Source organism: Corynebacterium jamesii (genome assembly GCF_046097395.1).
Lineage (GTDB): Bacteria > Actinomycetota > Actinomycetes > Mycobacteriales > Mycobacteriaceae > Corynebacterium.
In genome coordinates, this window is sequence record NZ_CP175789.1 from 2,082,829 (window position 1) to 2,100,962 (window position 18,134).

Sequence of the window (18,134 nt, forward strand, 5' to 3'; positions counted from 1 at the left end):
CGCCCGCGCCGGGCTAGCGCTGCTCGGCGCCGATGTGTGCGCGGAGGATCTCCGCGACGCACGGTGGATCTTCTACATGGGGGTAGTGCCCCACGCCGTACAGCACCTTGAGCTCGGCGGTATCTGCACGCCGGGCGGATTTCTCCGCCAGGGACTCGTCGTAGGTGGGATCCATGTTGCCGTCCACCGCCAGCAGTGGCACTGGCGTGGTTGCCGGGAAAGTGCGTTCGAAGCGCACACCTTCGGGGCGGAAACGGCTGCGGAAGGGCCAGCGTAGGTATTCGCAGGAAAGATGCGCCACCTTATCCACTTGCATCGCTTCGCGGCGCAGTGTGGCGTTCTGAAAGTAGGCGTCCGTATCCCTAAAACCTGGAGCCACACCCGCCCTAAAGATCTTTTCGGCGGCCGCGGCATTATCTGCCAACAGCTTGCGCTCCGGAAGGCGCGGCAGCTGGGCGGATAGCACGCGGCGGGCAAAGTTTGGTTGCGAGAACGGCTGGGCCAGGATGCCGCGGAAGCGCATCAGGGGGTTGACCGAAGACAGGGTGACGAAGCTGCGCACTCGCTCCGGGTTGTGCGCTACTAACGTCCAGGCGACCATGCCGCCGTAGCCGTGGCCGACGACAGTGGCCGTGGTGTGGCCCAGGCCGCGGATTACGCCGGCCATGTCGCTGGCGGCGGTCGTGAGGTCGTAGCCGCGGGGGGTCTTATCCGAGCGTCCATAACCGCGCAGGTCTACGGCGGCCAGGCGCAGATCCTCGCCAGCTAGCTGCTGCATCAGCGGATGCCAGTCGAAGGCGCCGCCACCGAAGCCGTGGATCAACAGCACCAACGGTGCGTGGCGCGGGCCTTGTACGTCTACGCGAAGACGCACACCCCGCGAATGCACGAAAGTGGCATGCGGGGTGTGCGGATCTGAAGCGTGAGAATCTTCGGATGTCATCTCAGGCGCGCGGGGGATTTAGGTGTACATTCCCGGACGGCGCGCGGAGGAGGCGTTCTTGCCCTTCTGCGGGACGACGGTCTTTAGCTCGCCGACGGACTCGATGGTCTTCTCCGGCTTCTTTACACCCTTGACCTGCTTCAGGCCGATCAGCGCCAGGATGGCTACCAGAACCAGCATGAATAGGAAGACGACCAGGAAAGCCGCCCAGCGCCACATGACGGTATCCAGTGCCTCGGCGATGGTGAAGAAGAGGAAGAAGGAGCTGTATGCCAGAATCACACCGGCTGCGCCGAACAGGCCTGCGCCGATGCCGGCCTTCTTCGCAGAGGTAGCGATCTCGGTCTTTGCCAGCTCGACCTCAGAACGGACGAGGGAAGAGACCTGCGCGGACGCGTCCTTCACCAGATCGCTGATGCTGGCCTGACCCTTGGCATGAGTATCCACATCGGACAGTGGAATAGCGTTGACCTGCGGGTTGAAGCTATCGCGGTCGGTGAACATGCCATCGCGATCGTTGTTGCTCACTGTAAAACTCCTGGGGTTACACCTAATTGACTTCCCCTAGTTTGCCAGACCACGGCAAAGAATGCGCGCGCGGGTGCATTATTGTCTTAAATATGTCTGACAATTCTGCGCAAGCCCCGCTGCACGACCCGCTCGCTGGACTGGCCGAGCTGCCCGGAGTGCCGGAGGCCGTGGCCCAAGCCAACGATCACCTGGCGCGCCTGCACCGCCACCCCGCGAACCTACGTGGGTGGGATGTCACGGGCGCAGAATCGGTGCTGCGCGGGGCGCGTGCCTCGGCGCAGCTTGATGGTGGCTCCCCGCGTCTGCCGGAGGATGGCCAGGTGGAGGACCCAATCTTGGCCGGCGCCCTGCGTGCCGCGGAACTGTTGGCTCCGGATGGCATCACGGAGACGGTCACTACGTGGCGCCGTGCCCCGCTGCAGATCATCGCCCGTATCAATGCGGTGGCAAGCCCGCAGATGTCTGATCCCGCCTTCCGTCAGAAGGCTGCGGGCGATGCGGAGTTCCTGGTGCCGGGCCGCCCGCGTCGTTCGACGGACGCGCGCCTGCAGCTGCTGGGCAAGTTCATTACGGGTGGAACCAAGGTGAATGCGACGGTGCTGTCTGCGGTGATCCACGGCGAGTTGCTGGCGTTGCGTCCTTTCGCGGACGCCACTGGCGTGACCGCGCGTGCATGTTCTCGCCTGGCGACCATCGCCACTGGCCTGGATCCGCGTGGCCTGGGTGTGCCGGAGGTGTGGTGGAACCGTAAGCGCGAGGACTACCTGGCAAAGGCCGAGGGATTCGCCAGCGGTACCCCGGAGGGAGTGGCCGAGTGGATCGTGTTCCACGCTACGGGCCTGTCCGAGGGTTCGCTGGAGGGCAAGTCGATCGCAGACGCTAAATAAGCTAGCCGCTGCCGTCGGCGCCTTCCTCACGCCCGCGCCACCACAATGCCAGGCCGGTTGCGGCGATTCCGAGGAGTGCCAGGGTGGCTCCGGCGCCGGCGATCACTGCCGCCTGCGGGAACAGGGGTTCCGGGCGGTTGAACTGCTTGATAGGCCAATCGGATTCCGTCGCCCGCTTCTTGAGGGGGCGGTCCGGGTTCACGGCAACCGGGTTGCCCACCAGCTCCAGCATGGGGATGTCTGTGGCGGCGTCAGAATAGGCGAAGCTTTTCTCCAGGTCGTAGCCGTGCTCGTGGGCGAGCTGCTGGATGCGCTCGACCTTCGCGTGACCCTTGTTGAAGTGTGTGACAGCGCCGGTGAAGCGCCCGTCTTTTTCTTCCAGCTCGGTGGCGAAGAGGTGATCCACGCCGAGTTCCTCGGCAATCGGCTGCACCATGATAGAGGCGGAGGCCGTCACGATGGCGATGCGGTGGCCCATGTTGCGGTGCCATTCAATGAGTTCGCGCGCTTCGGCGTAGATGAATGGGGTGATCACTTCCTGCAGCGCGTCGTGGGCAACTTGCCGCAGGGGTTCGGATTCGCGATCCTTGATGATGCTGGTCAGTGCATCTTTTGTGGATTCCAGGCTGTCCTCGGAGTGTGCCGAGATCATGTAATTGCCCAGCATCGCCATCATTTTCAGCACCTCGCCGGTGTTGAGTAGGCCGCGTTCGGCCATCGGGCGGCGGTAGGCCAGGGATGCTGACGTATCGATGATCGTTTTATCGAGGTCGAAAATGGCCAAAACTCGCTCTGCGCCCGGGGCACGGTGTGGGTCCTGGTGCTGAGTCACATTCGTCATTCTAATAACATTGCGCCACTTATGTCACTCTAATCTTTTTCGGTTTCGGGTTATTCACAGGGTCTAGGCCCTTTTTTATGACGCCAACCCGACTTTTCCACAGCTAAAAAATCAGGGGTACTTTTGCCAGCGCGCAGCTGGGAGCCTTTGGTTCATGGGCGCAGGGAAGTCAGCAAGGCAGACAAAAACAACAAAAAAGAAGGCAATCGCGAAGAAGGCAACCAGAAGGAAGTCAGGCGCAACCACTGCACACGTGGCCGCGAATGCAGCGGGGAGCCTGCGACCGGTGATTATCGACATCAGCGATCCGCTGTGGAACAACGAGGCCCGCATGGTCGTGGCGGTGACTCGCCGGCCGATGATCGTCCACGACGGAACTGAGGAAGCCACGGCGGATCTGCTCCGCGAGCTGGATCGGAAGGACGGCTTCACCTGCCAGAACTCCGCGATTGTGCTGAGCGATAAGGAAAGCGATCTGACCCGACACCGCCTGGTGCGGGCGATCCGCGTGGATCAGCTGGAGCCCTCTTTAGACGCAGGTGGGGCGATGGTACTGGCGGAGATGATCGGCTCGAACGACGCGGTACGCATCGCGGTGAGCTCCGCGGTGGGCGGCGCCGGGTCCAGCTTGTTCGCAGCGCAGCTGGCCTACTACATGTCCTGCGAAGGGAGGCCAGCGGTTCTTATAGACGCCGACCCGCACTCTTGTGGCCTAGACCTGGTGCTGGGTAAGGAACGGCGGCCGGGCCTAACCCGAAACCAGATCCCCGCCGACTGCGATTTCGACCAGTTGCGCAGCCATCTGTTGATGCTGGGCTTTGATAGCGCTGGTGGCAAGAAGATCGATGCCGAAGGAGGTGCGGTTCCCGTGATCTACGCTGACCGCTACCCGACATTCGGTGCGCACAGCGGAGGCAGGGGGGTAGACGTTGGCCAGTTGGCCAAACTGATGCATGCGGACGACCTGGTGGTGGACTGCGGGCGCAGTATACCCGTGGCGGATAGCGCCAGCGCTGGATGGGAGGAGCAGTGGGGCGAGGCAGAACCCGACGTGCATGTTCTGGTCGCCCCGTTGACGATCCAGGGGGCAACGGCCGCCAGTACGCTGCGCAATCGGATGTTGGAAAACGACCGGGCTAAGCCATTGATCGTGTTGCGTGAGGTTCCCGGGGCCTCTACTTCCGTGGCTGTCGCCGCAATGATGATGGACGAGGTTCCCGTGGCGGTGATTCGCCACGATGCGCAGTGCACGCCGGCCCTGGATCGAGGCGAGGCCGAGTACTGGATCGAAAGTTCGTTGAAGCACGACCGCGCCCGGGCGCCGGTGCGTGAGGTGTGGGAGAAGATCCAGGAAATCGTTGGCAGTTGCTCACTGCCGCTGGCTAGCTAGGGGATGAAAGGAGGGGGAGGCCGAGGTGGCGTCACGAAAAAAGCACACAGAGAACCACCAGCCGGAGCGTGAATTGCTGGCTATTGTGCGCGATGACCTGGCCGAACAGGGGATTAGTAGGCCGGATGAGCGAGATCTATCGCGCAGCCTGCACCAGATTGGCAAGGCGAGCGTGGAGAACGTGCGCACGCTGCAGCGCGAGTTCAGCGGGCTGGGGCCGCTGGCCGGTCCCCTGCAGGATCCGCAGGTGACGGATGTGTTGCTCAACGGCGACGGCCGCGTATGGGCAGACCGAGGCGAAGGCATGCAGCGCATTGACGGGCTCAGTTTCGACGCGGAACAGGCCCGCGACCTGGCGGTGCGGCTGGCGACAATGTGCGGGGAGCGGCTGGACGAGGCGCGGCCCTTTGCGGACGGAGTGCTGCGGGATCTGCCGCCGGACGTGGCGGCACAGGCGATCCGAGTTCATACGTTGCTGGCGCCTCCCGCGGCGGGAGGCAGTTGTATCAGTCTGCGGGCGATCACGGGACAAAGAAATTCCCTGGACGCGCTGGTGGCGGGCGGCTTGGCCAGCGAAGAGACGGCAGACGTGTTGCGTAGGATCGTGCGGGCGCGGCGCAATATTTTGATTAGCGGTGGAACGGGCGCGGGCAAGACCACACTGTTGGCGGCCTTGCTGGCGGAAGTGGCGCATGATCAGCGGTTGATCGTGGTGGAAGACACTCCGGAGCTGCTGATCGACCACCCCCACGTGGTGGCGCTGGCTACTCGGGAGGGGAATGCAGAGGGCGCGGGCGCGATCTCGATGACAGCGCTGGTGAAACAGAGTTTGCGCATGCGCCCCGACCGCATCGTCGTAGGCGAGATCCGTGGCGCGGAGGTTGCGGACCTGTTGGTGGCTTTAAACACCGGGCACGCGGGCAGTGCGGGCACCATCCACGCAAATGTCCCGGCGAGCGTGCCGGGAAGGCTGGAGGCACTGGGCGCGATGGCGGGGCTGGATCGGATCGCGCTGACCCGCCAGGTGATCGATGGGATCGACGTGGTGCTGCATGTCTCGCGCACGGAGCAGGGGCGACGGCTGACGCACATTGGGCGGCTGGTCGGCGACGAGCGGGCGCAGATCGAGGTGCTGTGGCAGTGGTGTGGCGGCGCCCGCGAGGGATTTAAGGAGTTCTGCGGTGAGCTGGGCTGAAATCGGAGGCGAAGAATGATCCCGGTACTCGCCGTGGTGGCGGCCGCGTTGATGGTGGCCTTCACACTCAAGATTGTGGTCGGGCGGATGGTAGAGACCCGGCGACAGATGAAAACCCTGGCCGAAGTGCGCGATGTTGTGGACGGCATCGCCCGTGAAGTGGCCGCAGGTGCCCGCCCACTGGAGGCCGTCGAGCACGCGGCCGAGGGGTTGAAATCTGAGGCTCTGCGCCACGAGTTGGGCGTGGCCTGCGTGAAGGTCCGCCTGGGTGCAACACCGGGTGCGGGGGCTGCGGGTGCCGCGCCGGGTAGTGAAGCCCCTAGCCTGCTTGCCCACCTATTCCACATTTGGGGAATTTCCCATCGCCACGGCGTGGGGCTGGCAAGGCTGGCTAGGGCACACGTGACGGACATCGACGCGCAGCTGGCGCACATCTCCAAGTCGACCTCCGCGACCGCGGGTGCGCGGCTGACTGTGACGGTTCTGTTGGCGTTGCCGATCGGTGCGGTGGCGCTGGGGCAGACCAGTGGCCTGGGAACCTTGAACTTCCTACTGACGAACGTGCTGGGAGTGCTGTTATTCCTCGTCGGCGTGGGGCTGGTGTGTGCCGGCACGTTGTGGACGGAACACCTGAGTGAATCGCTAACCGCATCTCCGCTGGGAGGGGTGGGCGTGCGGGCCGGCCCGACCGGTTCCACGCCCGTGGGTCCGCTGGACGCAGCCCGTGCCCTCGATGTCTCTGCCGCTGCGCTGCGCGCCGGAAAGGCGTTGCTGCCAGCGTGGGATGTGGGGGTGGGGCAGCTAGTCCAGAACGACGAGGGGGAGCTTGGCCGCACCATGGCGCTGCTGCACCTCGGCGGGGGACAGGAGGCCTGGCTCGTTCTAGCCGATCATCCCCTATTTGGACCCATTGCCCGCCAGGCGGCGCAGCAAACTCGCGCTGGAACATCGCTTGCCGATGGTATGCATCAACAGGCCGAACACCTCCGCCGAGTTGCCGCGGACAAGGCAACCGCCGGGGCCGAGAAGGTTCTGATTGCACTGGCGGCACCGCTGACCCTCTGCTTCCTCCCGGCCTTCGTCTTCGTTGGCTTGCTACCGCTGGCTATTGGAATGGCCTCGCTGTAGGGGAGCAGATGTACACGACATCTATCCATCACTCACGCAATACGGTGGCGCGTCACCCGCGCCCCGGGAAGGACTTTTGACCATGAACACCTCAACCATCGCGCGCAATGGCTACGAGCCATGCGCCCAGACCATTGCACGCATGCAGCTCCAGGCTGCGCCGGTCGAAACGGACCCGGTCTCTGGAACTGCGGTGGAAAACTATTCTGACCTGCACCCACTTACTCGTTGGTGGAACACGATTATCGGTGGAATCTACAATCGCTACGCAGATGATCGTGGAATGAGCACAATAGAGTACGCCCTAGGCTGCGTCGCAGCCGCAGCTCTTGGTGCGTTGCTGTACACCGTCGTCACCTCGGACACCGTAGAGCAGGCCCTCAGCGGAATTTTTGAGAGAGCTCTGAATACTCAGTAACTGGGAGGCTCTTGGTCGGCCTTCGGCCTCCCACCAAGCCCCCGTGTGCCTGAACTCTTCAAGAGGTCGGGCGCGCGAGGGCGTCACCAAAAACCACACAACACGAACTACACGACAATCTTTAATCAGGAACGAACATGAACACAGTCGAAGGTGCCATCGTTTTGTCCGCCCTGACCCTCGTGGCCGGTGGGGCGGCCGCGGGGCTGACCACCATGTCGCAGGCCGCTGCGGCGCAATCGCTCGCGCGAACCGTCGCTCGGGCCGAAGCGCGCGGCGGCGATGGGGTTGCTCTCGCCAGGCAGATTGATGCCAACGCGGCCGTGTCTACCTCCCGCGAAGGTAGTGCGGAATCGCCGCTGGTGCGGGTGAAGGTTACCAAGGACGGGGCGCTGTTCGACGTCCACGGTGAGGCCGTAACGATGGTCGAGCCGGGTGGGGAATAACTAATGAGCACCGTTTATGGGGTGATGATCACGCTCGGCATCGTGTCGATGGTGTCTCTGTTGGCGCTCGGCGGCGCAATGCTGGGGCACAAGGAGCAGGCCAGCACGGCAGCGGACCTAGCTGCGCTAGCGGCGGCGATGGTGGTGCAGACCGGCGAGGGTGAACCCTGCGATACGGCCCGAAGCATCGCCGATGCCAATGGCGCCGACGTGGAAAGTTGCGAGGTCAAAGGAGAATTCGTGACGGTGAATGTTGTCACCCGCATGGGCTCGAATTCACGCATCCTCCCGCAGAAGGCGCAGGCCACGGCCGGGCCAGTGGAATAGGGGGCGGCCTAGGCCTTGCGGAAAAGATCGGCCAGGAACGGGGTGGAGTGCTGCTGCGATATGGGCACCGTCCCGCCATGGTCGGTGGGGTACCAGTGAACCTCGACACGCTTATTCCGGCTGCGCATGTCGCCGATAAACTGGTGGATCCACATGTCCGAGTTCAGCATGATGCCGATGGGAGTGGGAACGTCCTTATCCATGAGGCCGTGGCCTAAGAACACAGGCTTGTCGTAGCCAGTGGCAGGAGTCTGCATGAACGCTCTTAGAGCAGGCTCCAAACCTGGCACCTCGCGCAGCGGCTTCGAGAATGCGCGAGCCACATTTGTGCCCTTCAAGGCGGATGAGAGCTCGTGGTAACAGGATCCCTCGGCGGCCTTCACCATCCGCTTGCCCTCCGGGGTGAGCGCCGAATCGACATCGATGTTTGGGTTTGCCTCGCGGAAAGCAGCGAGAATATACATCGCATACGTGTTCAAACCAGCGGGTAGAGGAACGGGTGGGAAAGTTGGACTACCTGCCAACATAATCTCCTCGACATAGGCCGGGGCGCCTGTCGCCACTGTGCCTATGAAGTTTAGATTCGCCTCCTTGCTCCGGCTCGTCGCGCGCAACGCAACGTGGAGAGCCGCGCCGCCGCCCTGAGACTGGCCAATAACTGCCCAGTTGCGCGAAAGCGTCTGGCCACCCTGCCTCACTGCAGGAAGATCCTGTGCAGCGATCACGGAATCCACAACGTTAGCTGCAGTGGACTTACCGTTGAGGTAGCTCATGAGACCATCGGTGCTCATCCCGGCATAGTCGCTGGCTACGATGGCATAGCCCTGGTTCAGCCAGTGGTTCAAATAGTCCGTATCCCGCGCAGACCGCGGATTCATGGATGGGGTGCACTGATCTGCCAACCCCACGGTCCCGTGCGCCCACGCCAGCACGGGCCAGCCGCCTGCCGGAGGCTTGCCCTTAGGGAAGAACATCGCACCTGTGGAAGGGGCTACCGCGCCGTGCTGATTGGTTGTGGAATAGCTAAACCGGAATTGCTGCCCCGCCGCCGACAGCCCAACCTTCGGGTCGAGGCGAACAGTGTTCATAAGTATTCCCGGTTCGGCGGGTACCTTGCCGATCTTCAGACCGCTATCGAAAGTAGCGCCCGCATAGGGGGCGGGTGTTCGCATGGCTTCCCCGCGGTTGACCAACGTAGCGGCGCTGGAATGCACCCCAGACGGTGCTAATGGCTGTGCCATAGCAAGGCTCGTTGAACCGAAAGATACCGCTAGAGCCGTCACTCCCGCGATGGTTGCTGCGGCCCCTTTACGCAAGCCAGAATGGTTTTTCTTAAAAAATGACTTCATGAGGGAAAGTATATGGTTAAAGCAACCCTCCCGTGCGGCGTCATAAAAAACCGGCGAATTAGCCCGCGGCATCGGCCAGTGCCCGCAACAACAACACCGCACCCGCCTTAAACAGCGGATCGTTGCCATTACCGCACTTCGGCGACTGCACACAGGAAGGGCAGCCGGACTCGCACTCGCAGGTCTCCACGGTCTCGGCGGTGGCGGCCATCCACTCGGCAAAGCGCGCAAAGCCCTGCTCTGCAAAGCCCGCACCACCTGCGTAACCGTCGTACACAAACACCGTTGGCAGACCCGTATCGGTGTGCAAAGCAGTCGACACCCCACCGATATCCCACCGGTCGCACGTCGCAATCAGCGGCAACAGGCCAATCGCCGCATGCTCCGCAGCGTGCAGCGTGCCCGGCCATGTCGGCTCCGGCAAGCCCAGGTCCAACAACAAATCTGGATCCACGGTGTAAGCCACTGCGCGGGTGCGCAGAGACTCCGGCGGCACTTCCAACGGCACGGTCTCCAGGATCTCGCCGCCCGGCAGGCGCTTTCGATAACCACTGACGGTGTGGGAAACCTCCACATCCACATCTGCCAGCCACACCCCATCGCATATCTTGTGCGTTCCCCGAGTACGGCGCACCGCAATGTCCGTATCGCGGATCACCTGCGTGGTGTACTCCGGGAACTCGGGCCGCACCCACGCCACAGATTCCTCCAGGTCCAGCAGCTGCACCACAAAAGTCTCGCCTTGGTGCATGTACACCGCCCCGGTGTGCACATCCGACGTCGCACGCGATTCGTCCACCGTGCCCAACAGTCGGCCGGAGTCGGCCTCCACGATCGCCACCTGGTTCGCCGCCCCACCACGGATAGAGACCTGCGCATGCACCTGCTCGGCCGCCTGCAAGTCCGCAAAAATGCCCCGTGGCCTGCGCTTCAATACACCCCGGCCCAAGAGGTGCTCCACCACGCGCTCGGCACCCCAGCGGGTAACCTCCGCCTCGGTCAGCGGCTTTTCCGCCGCTGCGCACACTACATGGTCGGCCAGCACGTAGGGGTTCGTCGGGTCGAACACCGTGTTCTCCACCGGCCGGTCCAACAGGGCCTCCGGATGGTGCAACAGATACGTATCCATCGGGTCATCCGCACCCACCAGCACCACCAGTGCGCCCTGGCCGCGCCTGCCCGCGCGCCCCGCCTGCTGCCGGAAGCTCGCGATGGTTCCAGGGAAGCCACTGGTCACCACCACATCCAGTCCGCCGACATCGATCCCCAGCTCGAGTGCATTCGTCGAGGCGATTCCCAACAGCTCACCATTATCAAAGCGCCGCTCCAGCTCGCGGCGATCCTCCGGGGTGTAGCCCGCCCTGTACGCCGCCACCCGAACGGCATCGGCGCTGCGGCCTAGCGCCCCCAGCTTCTCGGCAGCGGCGACAGATACCACCTCCGCACCGCGGCGGGAACGCACGAACGTCAGCGTGCGCGCGCCCTGGGCGATCGCCAGCCCCATCACGTCCGCCGCCTCGGAGTTCGCCGCCCGTCGCACCGGTGCGCCGTTTTCGCCTTCCGCCTCGGGGAGGAACCCCGGCTCCCACAGTGCGACGGTTCGTTCACCTGCAGGCGCGCCATCCCGGGTCACCGCCGCTACTTCCGCGCGCCCGGTCAGCCTGCGTGCGTGCGCCGCCGGGTCCACACTGGTTGCAGAGGCTAGAACGATCGTCGGTGCCGCCGCGCACAGCCGCAGCAGGCGTCGCAGCACCATCGCCACGTGTGCGCCGAATACCCCGCGGTAGACGTGGCACTCGTCGATCACCACGTAGCGCAGTGTGCGCAGCAACCGGCTCCACGACTGTGGATTCCCCAGGATCGAGGCGTGCAGCATATCCGGGTTCGTCACGATCACCCGCGCCTGATCGCGGATCACTCGCCGCGTTTCCGGCGGGGTATCGCCATCGTAGGTGGCCACCATGATGTCGTTTAAGTTCACCGCGCCCGCGCACATCTTGGACAGCGCCGCCCGCTGATCCTGCGCCAGCGCCTTCGTCGGCGCAATATAAAGGACCGTCGCGGTGCTCGCCGTAGCCAGGTGGCTCAAGGTCGCTAGCTGGTAGCCGAGGCTTTTTCCAGACGCCGTGCCGGTCGAGACCACCACATCCCGCCCCGCATACGCGTGGTTCGCGGTTTCCACCTGGTGCGACCACGGGGCGCTAATTCCCTGCTCGTGCAGATACTTCACCAGCGTCTCGTCGGCCCATTCCGGCCAATCGGCAGTCTGCGACGGGCGCGCGGGGATGGTGCGTGTGTGGGTGACCGTGGATCGTGGAAACTCCGGCGTCAGGTCGGCTAGTAACTCCTCACCGAACGACGGCGCAGAGCTGGGCACAGTGCCAGGCGCAGAGCTCTGCGCCGTGCCGGATGTGGAATCGGCGGCGGAATCAGGGGTAGGGGGAGTGGGGGCGGGCATTACCGTCTGTTTTAGACCCATTAGGGGGTGGATACAAGTTACTGACCGGTGAGAATCCCCCCTCGTCCGATTGTTTTCCCCGGAACGTGGCAGACTGTCGAGTGGTTATTAAAATCCTCGGCACTTTTCCGCTCGCCTCGGCGTGAGGTGGGGTCTCGCTGGGTTTTGGGCCGATTGGGTTGGAAACGAAGTATCTTCCGACCTCGGCGTTTGGTGGTCGCAGCAGACTTGCGCCGGACAGATTCAACAAGATAGGTAGAAAATTCATGGCACAGGGAACCGTCAAGTGGTTCAACGCGGAGAAGGGCTTTGGCTTCATCGCCCCGGACGACGGATCTTCCGACGTCTTCGTCCACTACTCTGAGATCCAGGGCAGCGGCTTCCGCACCCTCGAAGAGAACCAGAAGGTCGAGTTCGAGATCGGCGAGGGCGCCAAGGGCCCGCAGGCTCAGAACGTCACGGCGCTTTAAACCCACAGGGTTTTAGCAAGCCCCCGCCCGCGGTGCATATCGCGCCCAGGCGGGGGCTTCGCCGGTTAAGGCCGCGCCTACCCCGGTTGCAAATAAATTGCGTAAACCGCGTAGTGTCGCTTAGAAATGCGTAAGTGGCCCCCGGAAAGAACCATTGCGATAAACCTGTATAAACAATGGCACCCGGCAAACCTTAGATTCTTGAAGGATGTGTGAATTCAACCGATGGCAAACGATGACGTCAAGCGTCTAGTGATCGTTGAGTCGGCGACGAAGGCGAAGAAGATCGCTCCGATCCTGGGGCCGAATTACATCGTCGAGGCTTCCGTCGGGCACATCCGTGACCTCCCCCGGGGCGCGGCAGACGTACCGGCCAAGTATAAGAAGGAGCCGTGGGCGCGTCTGGGCGTCAACGTCGATAAAGATTTCGAGGCGCTCTACGTCGTCAGCCCGGATAAGAAAAAGAAGGTCTCCGACCTGAAGGCCAAGCTCAAGCAGGTCGATGAGCTGTATCTGGCGACTGACCCCGACCGTGAGGGCGAGGCGATCGCGTGGCACCTGCTTGAGGTGCTGAAGCCGAAGGTGCCGGTGCGCCGCATGGTTTTCCACGAAATCACGAAGAACGCCATCCTCGAGGCCGCGCAGAACACCCGCGAGCTTGATTACGACCTGGTTGATGCGCAGGAATCCCGCCGCGTACTGGATCGCCTGTACGGCTATGAGGTCTCGCCGGTGCTGTGGAAGAAGGTCATGCCGCGCCTATCCGCCGGTCGCGTGCAGTCCGTTGCCACCCGTGTGATCGTCGAGCGCGAGCGCGAGCGTATGAAGTTCATCGCCGCCGAGTACTGGGATCTCAGCGCCACCTTCGGGGTAGTCGATGCTGTTTCTTCTTCTCTCGACGCCGCCGCACCGGATTCCTTCGAAGCACGTCTCGCAACGGTGGCCGGCAAACGCGTGGCCCAGGGGCGTGACTTCGGCGACGACGGCAAGCTGAAGGCCAGCGCGAAGGAAACATTCGTGTTGGATGGGACAAAGGCAAAATCCCTGGCCGAGAGCCTGCAAGGCCAGGATTTCGCCGTCACCGCGGTGGAGGAAAAGCCCTACACCCGCCGCCCGTACCCGCCGTTTATGACCTCCACTCTGCAGCAGGAGGCCGGCCGGAAGCTCCGCTTCACCTCGGAGCGCACGATGCGCATTGCGCAGCGACTGTACGAAAACGGCCACATCACCTACATGCGTACCGACTCGACCACACTGTCGACTGCCGGTATCGAGGCCGCCCGCAAGCAGGCCAAGGAGCTTTACGGTGCGAAGTTTGTGGCAGACGGCCCGCGCCAGTACTCCCGCAAGGTGAAGAACTCGCAGGAGGCTCACGAGGCTATCCGCCCGGCGGGCGAAACCTTCCAGACCCCCGGCCAGCTGAGCAACCAGCTGGATGCCGAGGAGTTCAAGCTCTACGAGCTGATCTGGCAGCGCACCGTGGCCTCCCAAATGGCCGATGCGAAGGGCCAGTCGATGAAGGTCACCGTTGCCGGCGATGCGACGTCGGGCGAGACCTGCGAGTTCAGTGCCACTGGCCGTACCCTGACCTTCCCCGGCTTTTTGAAGGCCTACGTGGAGGTCAGCCGCACCGCCGACGGCCGCGACGTGGCCGATAACGCGGAGAAGCGCCTGCCGCAGCTGACCACGGGCGATGAGCTGAACGCCCGCGACGTGGAAGCCGACGGCCACTCGACGAACCCGCCGGCCCGTTACACCGAGGCCTCGTTGGTGAAGAAGATGGAGGAGATGGGCATTGGCCGCCCGTCTACCTACGCTTCCATCATCCGCACCATCCAGGATCGTGGCTATGTGCTGCCGCGCGGCAACGCGCTGGTTCCTTCCTGGGTGGCTTTCGCCGTGGTCGGCCTGCTAGAGCAGAACTTCGGCGCACTGGTGGATTACGATTTCACCTCCGCAATGGAGGACGAGCTGGATGCTATCGCCGCGGGCGACGAGGATCGCGTGAATTGGCTGAAGGGCTTTTACTTCGGCGATGATTCCCGCCCGGAGGCCCCGGGCGCGGTCGTTCCGCGCCTGGGTGGGCTGAAGCACATCGTGGGCGACAACCTGGAGCAGATCGACGCGCGTAGGGTGAACTCCCTGCACATCTTCGATGACGACAACGGTGTGCCGATTGTCGTGCGCGTGGGTCGCTACGGCCCCTACCTGGAGCGCATCAAGCCGCTGCCGGAGGGCGCTGCTGAGGGCGCTGAGCCGGAGGTGCAGCGCGCGAACCTGCCTGAATCTATGACTCCCGATGGGCTGACTCTGGAGGCGGCCGAGAAGCTCTTCGCCACCCCGCAGGGCGGTCGCGAGCTGGGCACCAACCCGGCCAACGGGCGCACCATCGTCGCCCGCGAGGGGCGCTACGGCCCCTACGTCACCGAGGTGCTCGGCGAGGACGAGGAAACCCGCGTGGCCGAGGAGGCTGTGAAGACGTGGGAGGCCGAGCGCGACGAGCAGGACCGCGAGCGCGAGGCCGAGGGAAAGAAGCCACTGAGTCGCGAGACGAAGACTGCCCAGGCGCAGAAGGAAAAGCGCGTCAAGCAGATCGTCGAGGAGACGCTGAAGCCTAAGACCGCCAGCTTGTTCAGCGACATGGAGCCGGCAAGCGTGACGCTGGAAGAGGCTCTGAAGCTGATGAGCCTGCCGCGCGAGGTGGGCGTCGACCCGAGTGACAACGAGCTGATCACCGCCCAGAACGGGCGCTACGGGCCTTACCTCAAGAAGGGCAAGGATTCCCGCTCGTTGGCCAACGAGGAGCAGATCTTTACCATCACCCTCGACGAGGCTCGCCGCATCTACGCCGAGCCGAAGCGCCGTGGCCGTGCTGCCGCGCAGCCGCCGCTGAAGCAGTTGGGCGATAATGACGTGTCCGGTAAGCCAATGACGGTCAAGGACGGCCGCTTCGGCGCCTATGTCACGGACGGTACCACCAATGCCTCGTTGCGCAAGGGCGATACTCCGGAGACCATGACGGATGCCCGCGCGAACGAGCTGCTGTCTGAGCGCCGCGCCAAGCAGGCCGCCGAGGGATCAGCCCCTGCGAAGTCCAGCCGCAAGGCTGCGAAGAAGTCGGCTAAAAAGTCCGCCAAGAAGACTTCCAAGAAAGCCACCAAAAAGGCTGCAAAGAAGTCCGCCAAGAAGACGGCTAAGAAGCCGCCGACGCTGACGAAGCGCACGGTGAAGAAGTCCCGCTAAAACCCGCATACTTTTGCAGAGGAACTGATACGTTCGGGGCATGAACCAGCTTCCGAACTTCACCGTTGTCACCCTCGCCCCGAACCTGCCCGGCCCCGTCGCCGCGAAACGCCTGCACGAGCTCGGCGGCACCGTCATTAAGGTCGAAGGCCCCGGCAAGGCCGCTGACCCCATGCGTCTGTACTGCGAGCCGTACTACCAGCACCTGGTGGAGGGGCAAGAGGTGCGCAGCATCGACCTGAAGCAGGAGTCCGGCCTGCAGGAACTGCATGAACTGTTGGCCAAGGCGGACCTGCTGCTGACGAGTTCCCGACCGGCTTCCCTGCAGCGCCTAGGCCTGGGCTGGGAGGAGCTGCACGAGCGCTTCCCGACTCTGGCGCAGGTGGCAATCGTCGGCCACTCCGGAGAGCACGTGGATGTGGCGGGCCACGACCTGACTTACGAGGCACACGCGGGCACGCTGTCCTTCCACGGCGATACCCCCGCCATGCCCGTGGTGCCTATCGCGGACCTGGCGGGCGCGGAACGCGCCGTCTCCCAAGCACTGGCCGCCCTGTGGCAGGCCGCTGCAACCGGCCAGGGTAGCTACCACGAGGTCGCTCTTGCAGACATGGCTGCGGAGTTCGCCACGCCCGCGCGTTTCCGCCTCACTGGCCCCGATACCCTGTTGGGTGGGTTGCTGCCGGGCTATGGCCTCTACCAGGCTGAATGTGGTAACTGGGTGGCTATCGCCGCGCTGGAACCGCACTTCTTCGTCGGCCTTATCGAAGCGCTGGGCGCAGAAGGCCTCCTGCCGGAAGGCACCACGCCCACACAGCTGCAGTCCGAGGGGATGACCGCCGAGCAGCTAGCAGCCGCAGTGGGGCAGAAGACGGCGGTGTGGTGGGACGAGGTGGCGTCCGCAAGAAACCTCCCCATCGCCTCGGTGCGGCGCGGGGCCTAGGCTTCCGAGCGATCGGCCAGGGTGGCGCGTATGGGGCGAGCGATCTGGGTCATCTCGCGACGGCCGCGCAGTTCCACGGACTTCATCATTGTCCAGCGGGCCTGCTCGGCCTCGTTGGCCGCGCGCAGCGTCGCAGCACTTGTCAGCACTTGGCCGGGGGTCTTTTTCGCCAGGTCCGTCAGGCGGGCGGCCTGGTTTACAGCATCGCCGATGACGGTGTACTCAAAGCGATCCTTCGCGCCGATGTGGCCCGCCACGACGGAGCCGGCAGCCACGCCGATTCCCGCGACGAATTCCAGACCCTGCAGCTTCGCCTTCAACTCGCGGGCGGCGGCCAGGGCGTGCCCGGCCACATCGTCCAGGGGCAGGGGAGCACCAAACACGGCCAGCGCGGCATCGCCCTCGAACTTGTTGATAATTCCCTTGTTGGAGTGGACGACCTCCACCACGCGGTCGAAGAACTCGTTGAGGGCCTTCACCACGTGCTGCGGCTCCTTCTCGGTGGCGAAGCCGGTAGAGCCGATCACATCCACGAAGAGCACGGCTACGCGCCGGGTCTCGCCTCCGAGCTCTGGCTTTTCTTCCAGCGCGCGGCGGGCGACCTCTGTGCCGACGTAGCGGCCGAAGAGGTCCGATACCCGCTGGCGCTCCTGCAGGCCGCGCATCATCTCGTTAAAACCGGCCTGCAGCACACCGATTTCGGAGGAATCGTAGATCCGCACGTCCGTGTTCACCTGGCCGCGGCGCACGCGGTTGATGGCGTACTGCAGCTCGCGGATAGGGTCGGCCACAGCCATAGAGAACAAGGTGGTGCCCATGAAGCCGGTCAGCAGGGTAGTCAGTGCCAGGGCCAGCATTGCAGGGATGATGCCGCGAGAGTTCTCGGGGTAGAAGTCGGTAGCCGCTGCGAATAGCAGCAGAACCATACCCAGCACCGGCACGGCGGAGGTCAGCGCCCAGGTCGTCATCAGACGGTGCGATAGCGGGGAGAGACGCGAATGATCCGGGGCGCCCTTGGCCAGAGCTTTCGCGGCGACGGGGCGCACGAGGCGTTCGGCCTCCATATACGTCATCAAGCTCACCATCATGCCGCCTAGCGTGGCCGTTACAGCGACGGTGATGCCCCATTCCGTACTGTGCCGACAGGCCACGACAGTAAACAGCACCACACCTATTGCCCACAGCACGATGCCCGTGATGGTCTGCAACAGGGGGATGCGCAGCACCAGGTCGCGCACCATGTTTGGGTCGTAGGCCTTCGGCGTGCGCTGCCAGCGCAGCACGGGCGCAAAGAAGTACAACGTCATCGCAATGCCCGCGACCACGGCCACGCCGAAATAAATGATGTACAGCGTGGCGATGGTGGTATCCGGGCTCGTCAGCTCGCGCGCGGCGGGCAGGGGAATCAAAAAACGCAGGAACGTCGCCACTGCGGTCGCGCCGATGACGTTCGTGGCCAGAACGGTTGCTGCGTACAGGGGCCAGGAGGTTCCCCAGGCCCACGAAAGGTAGCGCAGCAATTGTTTCATGCCCTTCAGACTATCGCACCGTGCCCCACGCTGGGT

The 18,134-nt window shown here is 63.8% G+C and carries 16 protein-coding genes; 10 read left to right on the forward strand and 6 right to left on the reverse strand.

All coding sequences use genetic code 11. The features are described from left to right. Nucleotides 1-13: 13 nt before the first annotated feature. Complete coding sequence (locus ACKFRT_RS09265) at nt 14-943, reverse strand: alpha/beta fold hydrolase (protein ID WP_408925084.1); 930 nt, start codon at nt 941-943, stop codon at nt 14-16. 18 nt (nt 944-961) lie between these two features. Continuing rightward, the gene (locus ACKFRT_RS09270) at nt 962-1,447 is read right to left on the reverse strand and encodes a phage holin family protein (RefSeq protein ID WP_408926094.1); all 486 of its coding nucleotides are present in this window, start codon (nt 1,445-1,447) and stop codon (nt 962-964) included. A gap of 116 nt (nt 1,448-1,563) precedes the next feature. Here ACKFRT_RS09270 and ACKFRT_RS09275 point away from each other — a divergent pair, with 116 nt between their 5' ends. Next, entirely contained in the window at nt 1,564-2,361 is a 798-nt protein-coding gene (locus ACKFRT_RS09275) for an oxidoreductase (RefSeq protein WP_408925085.1), read from the forward strand. A gap of 1 nt (nt 2,362) precedes the next feature. Here the strand turns inward: ACKFRT_RS09275 and ACKFRT_RS09280 are convergent, their stop codons facing one another. Next, nucleotides 2,363-3,202: an HAD family hydrolase gene (locus ACKFRT_RS09280; protein ID WP_408925086.1), complete on the reverse strand. Its 840-nt coding sequence runs from the start codon at nt 3,200-3,202 to the stop codon at nt 2,363-2,365. Between the two features lie 154 nt (nt 3,203-3,356). Here ACKFRT_RS09280 and ACKFRT_RS09285 point away from each other — a divergent pair, with 154 nt between their 5' ends. The 6 genes from ACKFRT_RS09285 to ACKFRT_RS09310 all read left to right on the forward strand — a co-directional run bounded on the left by ACKFRT_RS09285 (nt 3,357) and on the right by ACKFRT_RS09310 (nt 8,106). Further along, nucleotides 3,357-4,592, forward strand: a complete 1,236-nt coding sequence (locus tag ACKFRT_RS09285; RefSeq protein ID WP_408925087.1) for a hypothetical protein — start codon at nt 3,357-3,359, stop codon at nt 4,590-4,592. A gap of 25 nt (nt 4,593-4,617) precedes the next feature. Then, nucleotides 4,618-5,787: a TadA family conjugal transfer-associated ATPase gene (locus tag ACKFRT_RS09290; RefSeq protein WP_408925088.1), complete on the forward strand. Its 1,170-nt coding sequence runs from the start codon at nt 4,618-4,620 to the stop codon at nt 5,785-5,787. A 15-nt stretch (nt 5,788-5,802) separates the two neighbouring features. Continuing rightward, nucleotides 5,803-6,915, forward strand: a complete 1,113-nt coding sequence (locus tag ACKFRT_RS09295; RefSeq protein ID WP_408925089.1) for a type II secretion system F family protein — start codon at nt 5,803-5,805, stop codon at nt 6,913-6,915. 82 nt (nt 6,916-6,997) lie between these two features. Continuing rightward, entirely contained in the window at nt 6,998-7,333 is a 336-nt protein-coding gene (locus ACKFRT_RS09300; protein WP_408925090.1) for a DUF4244 domain-containing protein, read from the forward strand. Between the two features lie 137 nt (nt 7,334-7,470). Further along, nucleotides 7,471-7,779 carry a hypothetical protein gene (locus ACKFRT_RS09305; protein ID WP_408925091.1) on the forward strand — a complete coding sequence of 103 codons (309 nt, stop codon included), beginning with the start codon at nt 7,471-7,473 and terminating at the stop codon, nt 7,777-7,779. Between the two features lie 3 nt (nt 7,780-7,782). Next, nucleotides 7,783-8,106: an Rv3654c family TadE-like protein gene (locus ACKFRT_RS09310; protein ID WP_408925092.1), complete on the forward strand. Its 324-nt coding sequence runs from the start codon at nt 7,783-7,785 to the stop codon at nt 8,104-8,106. 8 nt (nt 8,107-8,114) lie between these two features. Here ACKFRT_RS09310 and ACKFRT_RS09315 read toward each other — a convergent pair whose 3' ends face one another. Together ACKFRT_RS09315 and ACKFRT_RS09320 are read right to left on the reverse strand one after the other, a co-directional pair. After that, nucleotides 8,115-9,347, reverse strand: coding sequence for a lipase family protein (locus tag ACKFRT_RS09315; RefSeq protein WP_408925093.1), 1,233 nt, complete (start codon nt 9,345-9,347; stop codon nt 8,115-8,117). A gap of 166 nt (nt 9,348-9,513) precedes the next feature. Then, nucleotides 9,514-11,913 carry a DEAD/DEAH box helicase gene (locus ACKFRT_RS09320; RefSeq protein WP_408925094.1) on the reverse strand — a complete coding sequence of 800 codons (2,400 nt, stop codon included), beginning with the start codon at nt 11,911-11,913 and terminating at the stop codon, nt 9,514-9,516. Nucleotides 11,914-12,179: 266 nt separating this feature from the next. Between ACKFRT_RS09320 and ACKFRT_RS09325 the strand changes: the two genes are divergently transcribed. The 3 genes from ACKFRT_RS09325 to ACKFRT_RS09335 all read left to right on the forward strand — a co-directional run bounded on the left by ACKFRT_RS09325 (nt 12,180) and on the right by ACKFRT_RS09335 (nt 16,569). Then, a complete protein-coding gene (locus ACKFRT_RS09325) occupies nt 12,180-12,383 on the forward strand; it encodes a cold-shock protein (RefSeq protein WP_005292238.1) in 204 nt (67 codons plus the stop codon). 225 nt (nt 12,384-12,608) lie between these two features. Beyond that, on the forward strand, nt 12,609-15,626 hold the full coding sequence (topA, locus tag ACKFRT_RS09330) for a type I DNA topoisomerase (protein ID WP_408925095.1): 3,018 nt from the start codon (nt 12,609-12,611) through the stop codon (nt 15,624-15,626). A gap of 40 nt (nt 15,627-15,666) precedes the next feature. Continuing rightward, nucleotides 15,667-16,569 carry a CoA transferase gene (locus ACKFRT_RS09335; RefSeq protein ID WP_408925096.1) on the forward strand — a complete coding sequence of 301 codons (903 nt, stop codon included), beginning with the start codon at nt 15,667-15,669 and terminating at the stop codon, nt 16,567-16,569. On the opposite strand, the gene ACKFRT_RS09340 is transcribed toward ACKFRT_RS09335, so the two are convergent. Next, nucleotides 16,566-18,098 (reverse strand): adenylate/guanylate cyclase domain-containing protein, encoded by a 1,533-nt coding sequence (locus ACKFRT_RS09340; protein ID WP_408925097.1) that lies wholly within the window; start codon nt 18,096-18,098, stop codon nt 16,566-16,568. The two genes, ACKFRT_RS09335 and ACKFRT_RS09340, sit on opposite strands and share 4 nt — an antisense overlap. Nucleotides 18,099-18,134 lie beyond the last annotated feature (36 nt).